The organism is Mammaliicoccus sp. G-M28 (genome assembly GCF_022386595.1).
In the GTDB taxonomy this organism is placed as follows: Bacteria; Bacillota; Bacilli; order Staphylococcales; family Staphylococcaceae; genus Mammaliicoccus; species Mammaliicoccus fleurettii.
On sequence record NZ_JAJNIF010000002.1, the window covers coordinates 61,922 to 81,426 of the forward strand.

The 19,505-nt window shown below is 30.1% G+C and carries 18 protein-coding genes, 2 tRNA genes and 1 pseudogene; 8 read left to right on the plus strand and 13 right to left on the minus strand.

Features of this window, described 5'->3' with window-relative positions; all coding sequences use genetic code 11:
* Positions 1-96: 96 nt before the first annotated feature.
* Complete coding sequence (locus LQ609_RS02175) at positions 97-1,098, plus strand: acyltransferase family protein (protein WP_078356730.1); 1,002 nt, start codon at positions 97-99, stop codon at positions 1,096-1,098.
* 207 nt (positions 1,099-1,305) lie between these two features.
* Here the strand turns inward: LQ609_RS02175 and LQ609_RS02180 are convergent, their stop codons facing one another.
* On the minus strand, positions 1,306-1,842 hold the full coding sequence (locus LQ609_RS02180; protein WP_078356729.1) for a hypothetical protein: 537 nt from the start codon (positions 1,840-1,842) through the stop codon (positions 1,306-1,308).
* A gap of 126 nt (positions 1,843-1,968) precedes the next feature.
* Here LQ609_RS02180 and LQ609_RS02185 point away from each other — a divergent pair, with 126 nt between their 5' ends.
* Together LQ609_RS02185 and LQ609_RS02190 are read left to right on the plus strand one after the other, a co-directional pair.
* Entirely contained in the window at positions 1,969-3,126 is a 1,158-nt protein-coding gene (locus LQ609_RS02185; protein ID WP_078356728.1) for an aminotransferase class I/II-fold pyridoxal phosphate-dependent enzyme, read from the plus strand.
* 15 nt (positions 3,127-3,141) lie between these two features.
* The gene (locus LQ609_RS02190; RefSeq protein WP_078356727.1) at positions 3,142-4,740 is read left to right on the plus strand and encodes a M20/M25/M40 family metallo-hydrolase; all 1,599 of its coding nucleotides are present in this window, start codon (positions 3,142-3,144) and stop codon (positions 4,738-4,740) included.
* Between the two features lie 189 nt (positions 4,741-4,929).
* Here LQ609_RS02190 and menB read toward each other — a convergent pair whose 3' ends face one another.
* The 4 genes from menB to LQ609_RS02210 are packed head-to-tail and all read right to left on the minus strand — an operon-like array spanning position 4,930 to position 9,560.
* Complete coding sequence (menB, locus tag LQ609_RS02195) at positions 4,930-5,751, minus strand: 1,4-dihydroxy-2-naphthoyl-CoA synthase (RefSeq protein ID WP_174221881.1); 822 nt, start codon at positions 5,749-5,751, stop codon at positions 4,930-4,932.
* Positions 5,724-6,545 carry a 2-succinyl-6-hydroxy-2,4-cyclohexadiene-1-carboxylate synthase gene (gene menH / locus LQ609_RS02200; protein WP_107509601.1) on the minus strand — a complete coding sequence of 274 codons (822 nt, stop codon included), beginning with the start codon at positions 6,543-6,545 and terminating at the stop codon, positions 5,724-5,726. Before menH ends, menB begins: the two co-directional genes overlap by 28 nt.
* Positions 6,526-8,205 (minus strand): 2-succinyl-5-enolpyruvyl-6-hydroxy-3-cyclohexene-1-carboxylic-acid synthase, encoded by a 1,680-nt coding sequence (gene menD, locus LQ609_RS02205; RefSeq protein ID WP_078356724.1) that lies wholly within the window; start codon positions 8,203-8,205, stop codon positions 6,526-6,528. The genes menH and menD overlap by 20 nt, the downstream gene beginning before the upstream one ends.
* 2 nt (positions 8,206-8,207) lie before the next feature.
* The gene (locus LQ609_RS02210) at positions 8,208-9,560 is read right to left on the minus strand and encodes an isochorismate synthase (RefSeq protein ID WP_078356723.1); all 1,353 of its coding nucleotides are present in this window, start codon (positions 9,558-9,560) and stop codon (positions 8,208-8,210) included.
* Positions 9,561-9,749: 189 nt separating this feature from the next.
* On the opposite strand from LQ609_RS02210, the gene LQ609_RS02215 reads away from it, so the two are divergent.
* Positions 9,750-10,688, plus strand: a complete 939-nt coding sequence (locus LQ609_RS02215; protein WP_107509600.1) for a 1,4-dihydroxy-2-naphthoate polyprenyltransferase — start codon at positions 9,750-9,752, stop codon at positions 10,686-10,688.
* Positions 10,689-10,934: 246 nt separating this feature from the next.
* Here the strand turns inward: LQ609_RS02215 and LQ609_RS02220 are convergent, their stop codons facing one another.
* The 6 genes and pseudogenes from LQ609_RS02220 to LQ609_RS02245 form a co-directional block, all read right to left on the minus strand.
* On the minus strand, positions 10,935-11,663 hold the full coding sequence (locus LQ609_RS02220) for an alpha/beta hydrolase (protein WP_078356721.1): 729 nt from the start codon (positions 11,661-11,663) through the stop codon (positions 10,935-10,937).
* A 24-nt stretch (positions 11,664-11,687) separates the two neighbouring features.
* Positions 11,688-12,155 (minus strand): GNAT family N-acetyltransferase, encoded by a 468-nt coding sequence (locus LQ609_RS02225; protein WP_107509598.1) that lies wholly within the window; start codon positions 12,153-12,155, stop codon positions 11,688-11,690.
* Between the two features lie 101 nt (positions 12,156-12,256).
* A tRNA-Ser gene (locus tag LQ609_RS02230) sits at positions 12,257-12,344 on the minus strand.
* Position 12,345: 1 nt separating this feature from the next.
* A tRNA-Asn gene (locus LQ609_RS02235) sits at positions 12,346-12,420 on the minus strand.
* A 131-nt stretch (positions 12,421-12,551) separates the two neighbouring features.
* Positions 12,552-13,106, minus strand: a pseudogene (locus LQ609_RS02240) (competence protein ComK).
* Between the two features lie 97 nt (positions 13,107-13,203).
* A complete protein-coding gene (locus LQ609_RS02245; protein ID WP_239734268.1) occupies positions 13,204-13,569 on the minus strand; it encodes a VOC family protein in 366 nt (121 codons plus the stop codon).
* Between the two features lie 251 nt (positions 13,570-13,820).
* On the opposite strand from LQ609_RS02245, the gene LQ609_RS02250 reads away from it, so the two are divergent.
* Positions 13,821-14,036, plus strand: a complete 216-nt coding sequence (locus tag LQ609_RS02250) for an IDEAL domain-containing protein (protein WP_078356717.1) — start codon at positions 13,821-13,823, stop codon at positions 14,034-14,036.
* A 71-nt stretch (positions 14,037-14,107) separates the two neighbouring features.
* Here the strand turns inward: LQ609_RS02250 and lplA are convergent, their stop codons facing one another.
* Positions 14,108-15,103, minus strand: a complete 996-nt coding sequence (lplA, locus tag LQ609_RS02255) for a lipoate--protein ligase (RefSeq protein WP_078356716.1) — start codon at positions 15,101-15,103, stop codon at positions 14,108-14,110.
* A 171-nt stretch (positions 15,104-15,274) separates the two neighbouring features.
* On the opposite strand from lplA, the gene LQ609_RS02260 reads away from it, so the two are divergent.
* Positions 15,275-15,460: a YkvS family protein gene (locus tag LQ609_RS02260; RefSeq protein ID WP_025905642.1), complete on the plus strand. Its 186-nt coding sequence runs from the start codon at positions 15,275-15,277 to the stop codon at positions 15,458-15,460.
* Positions 15,461-15,462: 2 nt separating this feature from the next.
* Positions 15,463-16,068 carry a CPBP family glutamic-type intramembrane protease gene (locus LQ609_RS02265; RefSeq protein WP_078356715.1) on the plus strand — a complete coding sequence of 202 codons (606 nt, stop codon included), beginning with the start codon at positions 15,463-15,465 and terminating at the stop codon, positions 16,066-16,068.
* Between the two features lie 256 nt (positions 16,069-16,324).
* Here the strand turns inward: LQ609_RS02265 and LQ609_RS02270 are convergent, their stop codons facing one another.
* A complete protein-coding gene (locus LQ609_RS02270) occupies positions 16,325-17,836 on the minus strand; it encodes a bifunctional metallophosphatase/5'-nucleotidase (protein ID WP_078356714.1) in 1,512 nt (503 codons plus the stop codon).
* A 158-nt stretch (positions 17,837-17,994) separates the two neighbouring features.
* On the opposite strand from LQ609_RS02270, the gene LQ609_RS02275 reads away from it, so the two are divergent.
* Positions 17,995-19,467, plus strand: a complete 1,473-nt coding sequence (locus tag LQ609_RS02275) for an ATP-binding protein (RefSeq protein ID WP_078356713.1) — start codon at positions 17,995-17,997, stop codon at positions 19,465-19,467.
* Positions 19,468-19,505 lie beyond the last annotated feature (38 nt).

The window sequence follows — 19,505 nt, forward strand, 5'->3', positions numbered from 1 at the left end:
TATTTCTAAATAATTTTATTTGTACTTTCAGAAGTTTTAATTTATAATCTACGTTTCAAGAAAACTGTAGACAATCGATTTAGAGGAGTACTTTTCATGGCAAACGGTAAAGAAAGAGATCATTATTTTGACAACGCTAGGTTTTTCTTAATAGTACTAGTTGTATTTGGCCACTTAACAAGATCATATGTTAATGACAGTCATTTATTTAAAGCATTATATATGTTTATTTATAGTTTCCATATGCCCGCTTTTGTTCTAATATCAGGATTTTTCGCAAAAAGTGTTGGTAAACCTGGTTACATAAAAAAAGTTACCATTAAGCTATTGTTACCTTATCTGATATTCCAATTGTTTTATGGGTTATATTATTACTATATAGATAGAGATGATACTTTAAACATTAGTCCGTTTGACCCACAATGGGCTATGTGGTTCCTAGTCAGCTTATTTTCATGGCATGTTATTTTACATTTTGTACGAAACTTCAATCCATATATAACATTTGCAGTTGCTATATTAGTAGGTTTGATAGTTGGCTACTTTGATTTTATTAATGCAAAACTTAGTCTATCAAGAACATTTGTATTCTTCCCTATTTTCTTATTAGGTTATTATATCAATAAAGAACAGTCATTTATTTTAAGAAATAAAAAATACTTATGGCTTTCTACATTAAGTTTATTAGTTATTTTTATTGCTTATTTATTAACTGACTATAACTTTGAATGGTTATTCGGAAGTAAACCATATTCAGCACTCGAAGGCGATGTTGATGTTTACAGTGCATTGAAGAGATTATTTATTTACGTTGTTATCTTTGTTTCAACTTTAAGTTTTATGAATTTAATACCAGAACGAAAATTACCATTAACTTATATTGGTTCAAGAACAATGTTTATTTACTTACTTCATGGACTATTCGTTGGATTATTCCGTTCTAAAGATTGGGATAGAATGTTATTAGATCAACCGTATGTATGGGTAGCAATTGTGCTTATTACAATAACAATTGTGTACTTCTTCAGTAGTGATATAGTTAGACATTATGCTAATCCAGTTGTTAATTTAAAAAAACCACCTAAAAAAAATAAATAAGTAAAAGAGCAGAAATTCATGTTTAAAAATGAATTTCTGCTCTTTTTTCTTATAAAAATCACTTACACTTCTCTCAACTTGTGTGAATATAAACGTCCTTGCTCACACTTCTACTGACTTGTGTGAATATGGGGCTCCTAATGACTAAGAGGATAGGACAAATTAATTTGTCCTACCCTCTTTTATAGTTAAAACTATATTCAATTTTTACCTAAGTAATGATTCATATGAAATAGTTCCGATATATTTATCTTCTTGATTTAATAGATATGCTGGTATTTGAACATGTTTATGCGTTACGGGTGCTAGTTCGTGATTATTATTATATAAGTTTTCTAACACTTCATAACTCGCACTTAATAAATAAGTTAAATAATCAATCCACTCTTGAGTATAAGGTGTGTCTGATTGTATAAACAATATAGGATTTTCTTTTTTAGCTGTTGGTTGCATAAAATCTGAAACAAATTTTCTTTCATCAAGTGAGAGCTCTTCTTTTGATTTAAATTTAATATGAAATTGTGCATTTTTAATAAGGCGATTATCTTGTCCAAAGTAATATCGATGAAAATGTGGTAACTGAGCTTCTGCTCTACATATATGTATTGAATCTTCTTCAAACGATATCATCCATTGTTCATCATTATTTTGTATAAGTACAAAAGTTGGATGTGGTAACCATTCAAAAATATTTAATGAAAGTAATAACTTTAATCGTTGATTCATATTTGTTAAGTTCACCATATAAACATCCCCTATTATTGTAATGTTTCTCTTATTGTAATACGTTTTCAAAATTTTTGCTATATTCATTTATTTGTTCTCTTTTTATCGTTATAATAAAATTATCGTTTTGAAGAGGTGAAAAAAATGCAATTACCATTAAATAAATTTGCATCTCAACTTCAAGTATCTGGAATAAGAGCTATCTCCAACCGTATACCTGAAATTGATGATGTCATTAACTTAACAGTTGGTCAGCCTGATTTCAAAGTGCCAACAAGTGTTAAAGATGCAATGAAACAAGCTATTGATCGTAACTTTACGACTTATTCTCATAATGCCGGATTGTTAGAACTAAGGAAAGTCGTCCAATCTTATTATAAAAACCGATTCAGTTCAAATTTTAATACGAATGAAATATTAATTACTAATGGTGCTAGTGAAGCGCTTGATACTACGTTGAGAGGTATACTTGAACAAGGAGATGAAGTGTTAATTCCCTCACCTGTATACGCTGGCTATGTTCCATTAATTGAATTATTAGGAGCTAAACCTATATACATAGATACTACCCAAAGCGGTTTAAAAATAACACCTGAATTAGTAAAATCTCATATTACAGATAAAACTAAAGCCATTTTATTGAATTATCCAAACAATCCTACTGGTATTACGTTAAATCAATATGAAGTTGAATCACTGGTTAATGTGTTCAAAGATTATCCAATCTATGTAGTAAGTGATGAAATTTATGCTGAAAATACGTTTGGTCAACAACATACCTCATTTGCTTCATATGATGCTATTAAAGACCAGTGTATATTGTTAGGCGGATTAAGCAAATCTCACTCTATGACTGGTTTACGAATCGGATTTCTACTAGGACCTGAGTATGTGATGAAACAACTGACATTTGTGCATGCATATAACTGTATTTGTGCAAATGTACCGAGTCAATACGCTGCAATAGAAGCACTTACTAATGCTGTTGACTCACCTAAAGAAATGAACTCAGCATATATTGAACGTCGCGATTACATATATAAACGTTTAATTGATATGGGATTTATTCTGAACGAAAAGCCTCAAGGAGCTTTTTATATTTTTCCTAAAATTTCTCAATTTGGTATAAGTGATTATGAATTTTGTATGAAAGCACTTGAAGATTATCACGTTGCAATTGTGCCTGGTTCAGCTTTCACTCATATTGGTGAAGGATATATAAGAATTTCTTATGCATACAACATTAAAGCGCTTGAAGAAGGCTTAAATAGATTGGAAAGAATGATTCAAGAACTATTTTAAAGGGGATGAATTTCAATGAACTTTTTATGGCAAACATTTGAAACTCGAAGAAATTTATTAAAAAGCTTGGTTAAACATGATTCCATTACACATTCAGAAGGCGAAAGAACATTTCCATACTTTTTAAAAGAACAATATTTAAAACTCGATTATTTCAAAAATAATAATGAACAAGTGATTTTGCAACCGACTGGGGATGGTCGACATGCAGTACTTGCATATTATAAAGCACCAAAAACTAAAAAAGCGCTCATATGTATTAGTCATTTTGATACTGTTGGCATAGACGATTATAGTGAATATAAAAGTGAAGCATTTGATATGGATAATATAACAGATATTTTTCGTGAAGATGATAAATATTTATCTTCAAATGCTAAAGAAGATCTCAGTTCGGATAATTATTTGTTTGGCCGTGGCTCTATGGATATGAAACCTGGTCTAATGATACATATGTCTTTAATTGAAAAAGCAATACAAGAGTCATGGGACATCAATATTATCGTTGTTTCAGTTCCAGATGAAGAAGTTGAATCTTTAGGCATGCATAAAGCTGTTGAAAGAATCAATCAAATTAGAAAAGAAGATAATTTAGAAATAGCTTTACATTTAAACAGTGAGCCTACATTTTCACAAGCAGAACATGATGATAACCATTATGTTTATTCAGGCACAATAGGTAAAATTATGCCATCTGCACTTTGTTATGGTAAAGAAACACATGTAGGACAGCCTTTAAATGGCATCAGTTCAAATTATATACAAAGCTTTATCAATAGTAAGATGGAATATAGCAATCTTTTTAAAGAACATTATAAAAACGAAGTGACACCACTTCCAGTATCACTAATGAGTCGAGATATTAAAGACCATTATGATGTACAAACACCATTTCGAACAGTTGCTTTATATAATGTATTTTTATTTAATAGAAATGCAGAAGATGTCTTCACAATATTTAATGATGTAGTAAAAGATGCTGTATCAATTTGCGAAAAAACCTTTCAAGATAAATTAAAATCTGAAGGTTTCAATAAAAATATATCTATAAATGTTTTAAGCTATAAAGAATTAAAAGATTTAGCAATTAAAGAATTTGGTGAAGCACATATTAAATATGTAATAAAAGAAGTCATTGAGCAAATTCATGATGAAAGAGCGCAATCAATAGAAATTACTGACCGCTTCATGCATATGTTAAAAGGACTCGGCCCTAGTGTTATTACATTCTTTGCACCACCTTATTATCCAGCTGCACACTCATCAGAAGATCCATTCATAGATGAAATAGTAGAAACTGTTAGTGATCTTTCATTATCTAAATTTAATAGAGTTTCTAAAAGACAATATTTCTTTAATGGTATTAGTGATTTAAGCTATGCAAAATATCGACTAGATGATTTAGGCTTTGAAAGTTATATTAACCAAACACCCGTATTTAACGAATCTTACTTTATTCCATTTAACGATATTAAAGAGATAAGTGCGCCTGTTATTAATATCGGTCCAATTGGAAAAGATGCACATCAAGTTACTGAAAGAATCAATATGAAAAGTGCCTTTGAAGAAATACCAACCATAATCGAACAAGTTATTAAGAAGCATTTATTATAAAGATCAATAATAACAAAATAGAGGCAGGGACAAATTAATTGTCCCTGCCTCTTATCATTGTATTGGCAGTAGATGACTGGATTGAACATGCGCTTATATCAAGCTTTTTCAATCCTAGTCATCCTTGCCGGGGTGGGACTACGAAATCTTTTTTATAAAATTAGATTTCTGTCCCACTCCCTATCTATATTAAGGAAACTTAGGAAATTGATCGAAGTCTGGTTGACGTTTTTCTTTAAATGCATCACGACCTTCTTTTGCTTCGTCTGAAGTATAATATAACAATGTTGCATCGCCAGCGAATTGTTGTAATCCTGCTAATCCATCTGTATCTGCATTCATTGCCGCTTTTAAGAAGCGTAATGCTGTTGGTGAGTGTTGCATCATTTCTTTACACCATTGCACTGTCTCGTCTTCTATTTTGTCTAATGGCACTACTGTATTAACAAGTCCCATATCAATTGCTTCTTTTGCATCATATTGACGACATAAGAACCAAATTTCACGAGCTTTTTTATGTCCAACGATTCTTGCTAAATAACCTGAACCATATCCAGCATCAAATGAACCTACTTTAGGACCAGTTTGTCCAAATCTTGCATTTTCAGCTGCGATTGTTAAGTCACATACGATATGCAATACGTGACCACCACCGATTGCATATCCTCTAACCATTGCTACTACTGGTTTAGGAATAACACGAATCAAGCGTTGTAAGTCTAATACGTTTAATCTAGGGATTTGATCTTCACCCACATAACCACCGTGTCCACGTACTGATTGGTCTCCACCTGAACAAAATGCTAAGTCGCCTTCACCTGTTAAGATAATAGATCCAACTCTTTGGTCATCTCTTGCTCTAGAAAATGCATCAATCATTTCTTGTACTGTTAATGGCGTAAATGCATTACGTACTTCTGGACGATTTATTGTGATTTTTGCGATACCTTCGAAAAATTCATATTTAATTTCTTTATATTCTTTTAAAGTTTCCCATTGTCTTGACATAATTTGCCTCCTAAAATAAATTCTATTATTATTGTATCAAACTTTTCTGGTTGTTCCACATGAATTGTGTGCCCAGCATCATTAACAATTTGAAATTTACTATTTTTAATACATTCGTGCATTCGTTTACCTATTTCTATAAACTTTTTATCTTTCTCACCTACTATAATACATGTAGGTAAATCAAGATCATTTAATTTATCCCAATAAGATCGTTGAGCACCTGTTCCATAATCAATTAAAGCTTTACTCAATCCACCGGGAGATTGAGAGAGTCTCATTTTCTTTATCCGATTTCTTTCTTTATGGGAAAGAATGGACTGACTTTCAAATAAGGATAATTGTGACCACTCTTCTACAAACTTTGTCATCCCGATATTTTGTATATATTCAGCTCTAGTTTTATCTACTTCTATTCGATTAAGCTTATCTTTATTATTTTCTATACCAGGGCTTGCACTTTCTAGAATAAGACCATTTAACCATTCAGGATATTGAATTGCAAAGCTTAATGCAACACGTCCACCCATTGAATATCCATGTAAATAGACCGTCTTTAATTCTAGATGTGCAATCAATTCTTTAATCTTATCTGCAATAAATTCCATAGACCATTGTTTATCATAACTTGATTTATCATCACCATGACCTGGTAAATCTATAGATATCACATTAATACCTTGTTTGATAATTGCATCTTCAACTAAATGAAAAGTTGTATGGTCACTAATAAATCCATGTAACAATAAAATTGTAGGTTTATCAATATCTAACTGCTTAACGTGGTGAGTTAACATATTGTATACCTTTCATCTTTTCAAATAGTTCTCTATGTGTTTCTGTATTTTCTTCTCTATTCGTTAAAATTTCATATAAATATGAACCAAATTGAGGTAAAGTTTGTCTTTTATACTCAGCCACATCTTCAAATTTTTCATATCCTAATTCATATAAATGAGCAACATGTTGAAAATCTAAATCCAAAGGCGTTCCAAATAATTTTTCAAAATGCTCTGGCGCTTCATCTTTCGGTGCTAAATAATTAAAGATGCCCCCACCATTATTATTCAAACATACGATGGTAATATCTAAATCATGCAACTTACTCATTATTAATCCGTTCATATCATGGAAGAACGAAATGTCTCCAATAACTAATGTTACTTTTTTATAAACAGACATCCCTAAAGCAGTTGATACAACACCGTCAATGCCATTAGCCCCCCTATTAGCTGCAATTTCAGCTTTAGAATCTAAATTGAATGTGTCTACATCTCTAACTGGCATACTATTACCAACAAAAACAGTATCTTTTGAAGACATTTTTTTCAATAAACTGCCTACAACAGCACCTTCGTCAGTTTCTTCTTGAATATACTTTTCTATTAATGCTCTAGCTTCTTTATCCATAGTGATCCATTTTTCTAACCAATTTTTATTTTGAGTTGGCGTCACATCTTGTGCCTGTCTAAAGAAGTCATTTGGACTTAACTCTACAGAAAGTGTTGGTACTTTTGGATAAGCATCTGGTGTAGCATTATTTTGTACGAGTATTTGTGGACATTTAACATCTTTTAACCAATTATTTAAATGTTTAGAAACAACTGGTTGTCCAACTCTTATAATAAATTGTGGCTCTATACTTAAACCACCTTTAAAAAGTGCATCATAAGTAGCAATAACATTTGGATGATTTAACTTTCTTAAATTACTCAATGGATCTGCCAAAATAGGTATATTATGAATGGCTGAATAAGTTAAAATTTGTGATAAATCTTGCCCTTGTGTATCTCCTACTACGACGATTCCACGTGGTTTCTCAATATATGTTTGTATATTTGAAAAATCAATTGATTTTTGGTATTTCGTTGCTATTTTTCTCTTAGAAGATAAATATCTTCTAAGTTTCACATTAGGAATAAGCGGTTCTCTAAATGGAAAATTAAAATGTACAGGACCTCTTTGTGGTCCTACGAAATGTTTTTCAGCTTTTATCATATTCATGTTTATTGCATTGATTGTACCTTCAGTTTCATCTGCAATAGGCATATCAAATTGAAACTTAGTGAAATTTTGGAACATATTAATTTGATTAATTGCTTGTGGTGCACCAACATTTCTAAGTTCATGTGGTCTATCACTCGTCACAACGACAAGTGGTAACCTACTTATAAATGCTTCTGAAACTGCAGGTGTATAATTTGAAGCTGCTGTACCTGAAGTACAAATGATCGCAACTGGTTTCTGACTTGCTTTGATTATACCTAATGCGAAGAAAGCAGCACTTCTTTCATCGGGATGTATCCACGTTTTAATATGAGGGTGTCTCTCACAAGCAATCGCAAGTGGCGTAGATCTTGACCCTGGACTAATTACGACATCATCAACACCATATTCGTATAATTTAGAAACAAATGTAAACACTTGTTTTGTTAAACTTTCAGTATGTGTACTCAAATCTACATCACTCCTAGCGCTTTTAACATTGGTTTGAATTTTAAATCTGTTTCTTCAAATTCTGAAATTGCATTCGAATCTTTAACGATGCCGCAACCAGAATATAATGTTGCTGCATTTCCTCTTACAAGCATTGAGCGAATTGAAACAACAAATTCCCCATTATTATCTAAATCAATATAACCTAAAGGTGCACCGTAGAAACCTCTAGTGCCAAATTCTTCATGCTCAATAAATTTAATAGCTTCTACCTTTGGAAATCCTCCAAGAGCAGGTGTAGGATGTAATTGATTTACGATTTCTAAAACATTTTCGGATAATAAATCTGCCTGTATCTTTGTATATAAATGATATAAATGTTTATTTGTTAAAATCGTTGGCTTTTTATCGTATTCCAATTGTTTAGTAAACGATTGAATATCATGAATAATACTATCCACAACATAACGATGTTCGAATTGATTTTTAGAATCATTTAAAAGTTCAGCTTTTAATTTGTTGTTTTCACTTTCATCTTCAGTTCTAATAATTGTTCCAGCTATTGCATTGGTATATAATTTGCCATTATCTATTTGACAAAGTTGTTCAGGTGTTTGTGATATGAATTGTGATTTACCAGATTCAAATAATAATAAATAGCTAGATTCATTGCTATCAAGAGATCTTTGCAAAGCATCTTCAACATTAACATCATCTTGAAATTCAATTTTTCTTCTTCGAGATAATACAACTTTTTGCAATGCAACTGACTCATTCATCAATGATACAACTTTTGTTACTAAATCTTTCCATTCTTCACTTTGAATGTCTTTATTTTCTACAACTGAAGGTTCTGATAATACTCCCGTTTGAGCTTTTGAATCGATAGCATTTAATATGCGTTCAATATTTTCTATATCAAATTTATTGTTATCGTCAGTATATGTTAAGTAACAACGACCATTTTCTTTTGTAATCAAAAATTTTGGTAAAACAAAATGACTCATTCCATAATCTTTCCACTCATTAGTTAAAGAATGCTCTGAAAATTGAAATCCTCCAAAGAATTTCAAATGATGTTTATCATCATGCATAATTACCGTATTTAACTGTTCTTTAATATTTTGCCAATACTCATAAATTTCATCGTGCTCTAAATGTGAGTATCTAGCTTCTAATAAATAGCCGATACCACACATTTCTAATTTGAAATCTTTTGACTTGTAATAAAAACGTTGTCCAATATAATTGATTTCTTCCCTTAATAAATGGATTAAATCTGGTTGATATTGAAGCTCAATTTCAACTGAAATATAATTTTTATTTCCATCGATTTCAGAAATCATTTTTTGCTTCAAATCGGTCCTCAAGGCCATTTCATTTCCACTTCTTTCCGAAAAATATCTATCTTCTTATTTTATCATTTTTTAACATAACATGCGTTAATATTGTACTTTATAAATAGAATATATATTAAAATATTACACAAATACAGTGATTGACCAATTGATGTCGAAAGCATATACTAATACTGTCAAAAATATTAATAAATAAGAGGTAAATAAATGTCACAAAATTTATCACAGCATTCAGGCATAAAAAAATATTATCATTTAATGAGGCCACATACGCTTACTGCTTCATTTGTACCAGTATTGCTAGGAACAGCGGCATCAAAGATATTTTTAACAGGTGCTGAAGCATCCATTAAAATTTCAGTAGTATTAGCTATGTTATTAGCAAGCATATTAATACAAGCTGCAACAAACATGTTTAATGAGTATTTCGACTATAAACGTGGCTTAGATGATCATACATCTGTTGGTATTGGTGGTGCTATTGTACGAAACGGTATGTCACCAAAATCCGTATATAACTTAGCCATAGCATTTTATATAATCGCAGTAATTTTAGGTATATATATTTGCATGCAAAGTACATGGTTATTAATACCAATCGGACTCGTTTGTATGGCTATTGGTTATTTCTATACTGGTGGACCTTATCCTATATCATGGACACCATTTGGAGAAATATTCGCCGGTTTCTTTATGGGATTCGTAATTGTAATGATCTCATTCTACATACAAACTGGTACATTAAGTTTTTATCCAGCATTATTAAGTATACCTGTATCTATCACAATCGGATTAATCAACTTAGCTAACAACATTAGAGACCGAGAAAAAGATAAACAAAGTGGTAGAAAAACGTATGCTATCTTAGTCGGAAAAAGAATTTCAATTATGACTATGGCTATTTTATACATTTTCTCATATGTGTTTGTCATTTACTTAGCATTATTCAAGCCTTATGGATCAATATTATGGTTATTAGTGCTTATTTCAGCACCATTCCCAATTAAAGCAGTACGTCGCTTTAATAAGAACGATACACCGCAAACAATGATGCCTGCGATGGCAGCAACAGGTAAAACAAATACAATATTTGGTTTATTATTAGCACTTGGTGTTTATATTAGTGGCATATTAGGCGGCTTATAATTATTTAAAAAACGATCTCGGACAAAAATACTAACTCAAAATAAATAAGCATATCACTAAACTGATTTTTTAAAGTTTACAGTGATATGCTTATTTTTTTATCTTACAATTTTGTTCGTGCATTTGCCAGAGGGTATGGTTCGAGCCTGTAGTCTCTCACGCATACTATTCCCTCAGGCGTCAGCACTTTACAAAATCGTTACTAATCTTTTTTTATCAAAAATAAAGCATTTTCGTATAATTTAATTAATTATTTAAAAATCGGATAATATCTTTTTCTACTTTGTCCTTATCAGCACTACGTGTCATAAGATGCGTGGCTTTTTCATAAGAAGTAAGCAATTTATTATGCGTTCCTACTTCTCGATAAATATGTTCTGCACTCTTTTGATAAGTTATTTGATCTCGTTCACCATACATTATAGAAATTGGTATTTGAATAGATTTCAAATTTTTCATTGTATTCTCAATAAATTCCGTAAAAACATGTGCACCTTCATTATAACCATCAATTAAAGCAAGTTGTCTTTCACTTTCTTCAGTTTCTAAATTTTGAATTTGATTAATTCTTTTCCCATAACTGTATAGTCTTCGTTTTATATCGGCACTTGTACGATTATTAGGTACTGACATAACTAGACATTTTTTAATATCACACGTTTCAGCTAGTCTAAGAGACATTAATCCTCCTAAAGACACACCGAGAACATTTATATCTTTATAGCCCTCATCTACTAAAAATTGATAACTAACCTGAGCTTGTTGCCACCAATCATCTGTATTATATTTCATTAATGACTCGACACTTAAGCAATGTCCTTTATACGCTGGTATATAGCAAGTGTATCCAACTTCATTTAATGAGGTCGCCAATTCTTTTACATCTCGTACTGTTCCAGTAAAAGAATGTAATAACAATACAGCTTCACTTCCACCTTTTAAATACACATTACGCGCTTCTTTTAACTTCAACAACACAATCACTCCGCTACTTGTTTTCTATAATTTTTTCTCCATATAATAGTTCGTTGTTTCAAATCCCATTTTTTCATATAATGAATAAGCAATTTTATTGTGGCCAAACACATGTAACTTTATGCTTTCAATTTTATGACTTTTGCAATATTTATCTAAAGCTTGCATCGTTTCTTTCCCTAACCCTTTTCCTCTATGTATTTCTTCTATTTTTATATCATAAATAAAACTTTTCAATGTATTATCTTTTTCAAAAATATGTAACCATAAAATACCAACTTTTTCATTATCTGAATGTACATTGAAAATTTTATGACCTTCCGTATTCAAACCCTTTGGTAATAATTTTTCAAAATACGCTCTACCTTTACTGTCAGCTTCATCTTTATCCCATGTGCCATTCTTCACCTGTTCATCCGCATACTCTTTAAGAGAAATTTCGTAAAAATTTTTAAATTCATGCTCTTGCATTAACTTTAAATTAACACTCATAAAAATCCCCTTTTCAGTTTATATTTAGCTTCATTATACACTTATAAACTCATTACACATACAAAAAAAGCCTGCAACCATAACGGTTACAGACTATATGACGGAGATGGAGGGATTCGAACCCTCGCGCCGCAGAACGACCTACACCCTTAGCAGGGGCGCCTCTTCAGCCAACTTGAGTACATCTCCATGGCTCCACAGGTAGGACTCGAACCTACGACCGATCGGTTAACAGCCGATAGCTCTACCACTGAGCTACTGTGGATTAATATGATTTAATCAAGCACAAGTACTATTATATCAACCATCACAATATTTTCAAGTGAAAACTTAAAAAAATTAACGGAACATTTACACTTTAGTGGCACTTGTTCCGTTAATGTTCACTTTGACTCTCTAATGATGATTTTTAAGATACATCTTTATAACATCCAACACACTATAACCATCTTGCGTCAAATCAATATTGGGTGTATTTAACTGTTTTATAAAAATATTATTTCTATGATTCTTATAATATAAACATGTACAGTTCAAATATTGATGATTAATTACATGAAAAGAAATTGGGAATACAAGTGACTGATCTTGCTCTAGAAATATTTTAGTTTTATTACCTTTGAATTTCGTGAAATGTTTAACATAGAGTAAATTAATCCATGTGTTGTCAGCAGATCTTTCGGAATGAGTACAGAAAAAATAAGTGGATGTTACAGGAGAAACTAAAATTGGAGGTTTACTAGTAATACTAGTTAGTCGCTTAGTGAATAATTTCCTTTCTTGAAAATGTTATCCATAAAAGCGACAGGAATGATTCATAATTTCTTGAGGTCTCTGTTCGATAATAAAGGGTGATTTACCTGCTTCAGAAACCTCTGTATGAACAGTGTGTTCATTTACTTTAATACCCCTTATATACATTGTATTCTGTTTTATTACATACTTTTTCATCGCAAACTCCTCTCAGTGATAATTTTTTACTTTTATATCTATCTGAATTAAATATAATATATATTTAATTCTTAGTCAATATTTTTCTTATGAAATTCTATTGTTTTTCTATAAATTCTAACCTGTTACTAAAAGGATCATATAAATGTAGTCTTTTAGCACCAGGAAATCGATTATCTGTCTTAAAATCTATTTTTTCTTCTGTTAAGTGTTCAATTAAATCTTCGAGATTTTCAACATTAATTGCAGGGTGTGCCTTTTTAAGAGGTATAAAATCTTCTTCGATACCGATATGCAAATCAATATTGTTAATATTAAACCAAACTCCACCATTACCTTTTAAAGATTCCGGTTTTTCAACTTCATTAAATCCTAATTGATCTACATAAAACGTTCTCGCCTTCCCCTCTGATCCTTTTGGAGCTGACAACTGAACATGGTCCCACATTTTTAGCTTATACATATTAATATCTCCTTTTTATTCTCATGTTTAACTTTCAAAGTATTATTTTCACAATAAATCACACCCCACTAATGTGGCTATGAGCATAATAATTTGAAAATTATAAATACTAAATTATAATGTAATTATAAAGTTAGTTTATCAATAAATTCGTTAAAAAGAATTACTTTTTTAAAATTTCTGAATATTCATTGCATTTAGAAAATAAATACGCTATAATTTTAACAAATAAAGTCAAGGGGTTGTTTAAAATGAAACAATATTCTCAAGTTAAGCATCAGAGTTTAGAAACTTTCGTTAATAACTTAAATGATTTATCTGTAGAACTAGTTATAGATTCTGCTTTACGTGAAAATCGCAAACGAGAATTGATGGCTTTAATCGATGAAGCACTTTTGAATCGTAACAATACTTTATTTGAACAATATAGTGCAGAATTAATACAGTTGGAGGATTTACAATCGTGAGTTATCATTTAAAAATTAACACATAAAAGAGACGACTTTTGAAAACATTCAAAAATCGTCTCTTTTATTTTTTATAACATTAAGTTAATAATTTCTTCTTTATCTATATCTCCAAAGTAATGATATGCATCAATATCTTTTAATGCTTCTTTTATAGAAGACTTTTGATGTTGTACGCCTATTAAAGCTTCTTCAATATCATTTACATTTCCCACTCCAAAGAAGTCCCCAAAGATTGCTGCATGTTCTATTATACCTTTTTTGACATCTAATTTTATTTGAACTAAACCTCTATCAAATTTATGGCTTCTTTCAAAGTTGTATTTAGGGTTTTTCCCATAATTCCATTCCCATTTTTGATATTTATTTTTGCTCAATTCATTAATATTATCCCAGTCTTCATCAGTAAGATGGTACTCCTCTACTTCTTCACTACCTTGTTGTTTGAAAATTGAAGTTAGTATGCGTTGTTTAAATGTTTCAATATCCATTGGTTCTTCTAAAAATTCTTGTATATTAGCAACTCTTGATCTAATAGATTTAATACCTTTAGATTTAATTTTTGCTTCATTAACTCTTAAAGCATTTACAACTTCTTCAATTTCACTATTTAACATCAAAGTACCATGTGAGAACATTCTATCTTTTTGTTTTACCATTGCATTACCAGAAATTTTCTTTTCTCCGACTTGAATATCATTTCTACCTGATAATTCAGCATTAACACCCATTTCATTTAAAGCATCTACAATAGGTTGTGTAAATTTTGCGAAGTTATGGAAACTATCTTCATCATCTTTCGTAACGAAACTAAAATTCAAATTCCCTAAATCGTGGTAAACTGCCCCACCACCAGAAATTCTTCGTACAACTTTAATATTATTAGCTTCAACATACTCTTGATTTACCTCTTCAATAGTATTTTGATTTTTACCAACAATAATAGATGGTTGATTAATATAGAATAAAAAATAACTATCATCTTTAGGAAGAGAAGTAAGTACATATTCTTCCATTGCTAAATTGATCATTGGATCGTTTATTCCATTATTACTTACAAATTTCATTTATATTTCCTCCTTATTTTTCCCCTTGTTGCCTTACTTTAATATTACCATATGTTTAAATAATAATATGAATGATATGTTTGTGATAAAATAGATGTATATCTTATTATTACTTTATAATTGAACCGTTATTTAGTATAATATTCCATAGTATTATTTAGGAGGAATATCATGACAATCGCAGAAGTTGGAAATATCATAGAATTTCAAGATGGCTTAAGAGGTAGAGTTGAAAAGATTAATGAAAACTCAGTTATAGTAGACATAACAATCATGGATAACTTTGAAAGTTTAGAACTACCTGAAAAAACTGTAGTAAATCACAAGCGTTATACTATAATTTCTGAAGAGGGATAATAGTGAAAAAACAAATTAATCCTCAATTAATATGGTTCATATCGAGTTTTATTATTTTTCACTTTATTTTATTTTTAATGCAAGGTGAAAAAGAAGTATTCTGGTACTTATATACTGGCATTATGATGATTGCAGGCATTAGCTATGTCTTTTATCAGCGCGAGATTAAGTCTAAACGATTATTACAATCAATAGGATATGGTTTAATTGGTGCAGTATTATTAGTTATACTTCAACTTTTATTATCCCAAATTTATAATGGTTTATCGTATGCATCATTATTAAAAGAATTAATGCACGCAGGCGTTTTTTATAAATGGCAAATGTTAGTAACAATTGTTATTGCGATACCTTGTCACGAGCTTTATATTAGAACGATATTACAAAATCAACTACAACTTAAATTGTCACGACCTATTGTTGCAATCGTTGTAAGTGCTTTTGCTTCTAGTTCACTATTTTTATATTTAGGTAATTTCGCTATATTCATTTTTATATTTTTAGCTCAATTAATATTATCTACTTTATATTTCTACACTAAAAGAATCGTAACTTCATATATCGCTCAAGTAGCAGCAATAATTATACTTGTAATAATATTTAGTTAAAAAATCCAAACACAGCCGTGTTTGGATTCAGAGTGTCGACAAAGTCTTAGACTTTGCCGGCATTTTTTTATGCGCATGCTTTCCGCGGGCATGTTCTCAGCCTGTAGTCTTCGAATCATGCTTTTCCCGAAGGAGTCAGCGCAAAAAAATACCAAATATTAACAATTTTTATATTTATTTACTTACTTTGTTTATTTTTTTGTCGGTTAACGATTAAGAAATATTCAACTAGCTCTTTCGAACTCGACATGTTTTATTATTCAATTTCAAAATCATGTTCTAGCTCGAATTTACCTTTAGTTTCCCCTATTTCTTCTACCATATATTCAATCACAGTTTTTTTAGATCTTTCATATGTTGATTCTGAAATAATCTTATTAACATGTCTGAATAAGTAATCTGTCATGATTACATTAAAACTGTCTTCTAGATTTATATTATAAAGTTCAACTCTATTTCCTACAGGTTTGTTTAAGTCAATTTTATACTTGAAACCTTTCCAAACTGTCATTAATGTTGGCTCTAAAATTTCTTCGTTATACTTTATTGTTCCTTCTTCTTTGTACATTGCTGTTGCTGTTCTTTCTAATATACGTTTAATTTCAATGCCAGTTAGTTTTATTTTGACTGGTTTATCTGTATGAACATAAGATTTATATATATCTTTTACTTTGAGTTCTCCTCTTAAACCATTACCTAATGGGTTTCCAATATGTGCACAAATAAAGTCTATTTCTGTAAATGCTTTACTCATACTATTTTGAATTAACTCAATAAATTTATGTGGTTTAATATATAGGTCAGTTAATTGCTTATAATCTAGTACTACAGGCATATCCGTTACATCTTGTTCCGACCAATGTTGTACTGCTTTTTGGTCGAAATAAGTTAACTCTAGTAAATCCCTATCTTCTGGATAACTAGAAAGTTCAACATGTTTAATTGATGTATCAATAATTTCAACTGAATTAGTTCTTTTTCTAAATTGAATCGACATATCTACAATATTAGTCGCATCTTTACCTGGTTGTATAAATTGGGTTTCTGCAACTTTTAAATCTACGACATGTTCTTGGTGACCTGTAATAATGACGTTAACGCCTTCTGTACTTTTAATCATGTTTTCAGCGTTATTACTATAATATGATCTATAATTATTTTTATCTGTGTAAGTGTTTAGCCCACCATGATATAACATAATTAAAAAGTCAGGACTTTCTTTTTCGTGCAAATATCTTACCCAACGTTTTGCTGATGCCATTGATTCTCCAACAATAACTTCATCTTCGAATTCTATATTTTTATTTTCCATTAAGCCACTTGAAGTAAACCCAATTATACCAATTTTAATACCATCAACGTATTTGATTGTGTAAGGTGTCGTAAAATAAGGTTCTTTTGTTTTATTATGTTCTATATTAGCTGCAAGCCATGGAAATCTACTTAGGGCAATAGACTTATTTAAGAAGTCTAAGCCGAAATTAAATTCATCAGGGCTAACACCACTTGCATCAAATTGCATTTCATTCATAATTTTAATCATTGGGTTTCTTTTGTATGGTGCAATTTGTGCATAATAAAAAGCAAACATTGAACCCGACAACATTCCACCATTATCCAATAATAATACACGATGGTTTGCTTTACGTTTATGTTTTACGTAAGTAGCCATCTTTAATATATTTCCACTTATACCACTTCTACTTATTCGACCATGTAAGTCAGAAGTAGCTAATAAATCAATCGTAATGATTTCATTCGTATTCAATGCTATTCCCCCTCTTTCTTTTATATTTTACCATTTTTAAAAAATGATATGTCTTTTTAAACTAATTTGAATAATGATAATGTAATTTTATTTTATGTTGGCAATATTAGTTAATCATAATATACTCAATTAAGAGTATATATACATAGGAGAATATTATGAAACCTTTTAATAAAATTATCATACTAAATATTGTTTTTGCACTTATCGTTTCTATATTAATTGGTGCACTCATTAGTAAAAACTATAATAATAGAATTAATCAAAGATTTGATACTACTAAAGAAATTATTAACTTAAAAATCGATACATTCATAAGCGAATCAAACAGTATTTCTGAATCTTTAACGACGATATTATCTAATAGTAACGATGAAAAATTTATTAATCAATTTTTAAAAGATAATCATACTAGATATACTTGGATAGATCATATTTATATTTTGAATAATAAAAATCAAATCGTCTATGACTCTAAAGGACCAAACTATACTTCAATAGAAGACTTTAATCAATATAAGTATCACTTCCCATTTACTCAAAAATCCACATTAAGTAGCAAAAAGAGATCACTAGATAGACCTAAAACATTATTACTTACAAATCGATTAAAGATTAAAAATCAAGACTATACTGTTGCTGCAGAAATAAATATGAATTCATTTAAAAATGAAATAAAGTTAATTGCTAAGAGATTCCAAATACAAGTACAAGGTATAGATGGTACTCAAATTTATCAAGTCGGCAAATCACATAAACATACAAAAACAATCACTTATTTTTACAATAACTTACCTGTCACAATTAGCATTACTGGACAATATAGTGTTATAACGCGCGTAATTTTACCAAGTATATTTATTTTCTTAGTTATTTTCTTAATATTAACGATTTTAACTTTAATATTTAAAAGTCGTTCCGATAGATTAGAACATGAAAAATTAATCGAACAAGCAAATAATGAAAAATTGCGACTAATAGGAACATTGGCTGCAAATACCGCGCATGAAATAAAAAATCCTTTAACGAGTATTAATGGATTTATAGAACTCACTAGAATGAAATATGATCAAAACCAGCAAGATAACCATTTTAATATTATTACAGAAGAATTAGATAGAATTAATAACATCGTTACACAATTCTTATATTTAGGTAAACCAACAAACTTAGCTTACACAAATGTTAATATTAGCCAGACAATCAAAGATATAGAGCAATTTTCAAAGTATGAATTAGAACAAAACAACATAAATATTTCTTTATCATTACCAGAAGAACCCATTTATGCCTTTTTATCTGAAGACCAATTAAAACAAATACTGATCAATTTAATTCAAAATTCTAAAGACGCATTAACTGACGTACATAATGCTTCAATAGAAATTCAACTATTAAAGACAAATACAAAACAAATAAAATTAGTATTTAAAGATAATGGAAAAGGTATGTCAAAAGAAGTTCAACAAAAAGTATTTGACCCCTTCTTTACTACAAAAGATTCAGGCAGTGGACTAGGACTTTATTTAAGCAAAAAATTAATTGAAGATTGGGATGGCACAATAAGCGTGGCTAACAATACTGAAGGCACAACTTTTATTATTATGATACCTGTAGTTAAGCATATTTAATATATAAATAAAAAACTGGGACAAGTTAATTGTCCCAG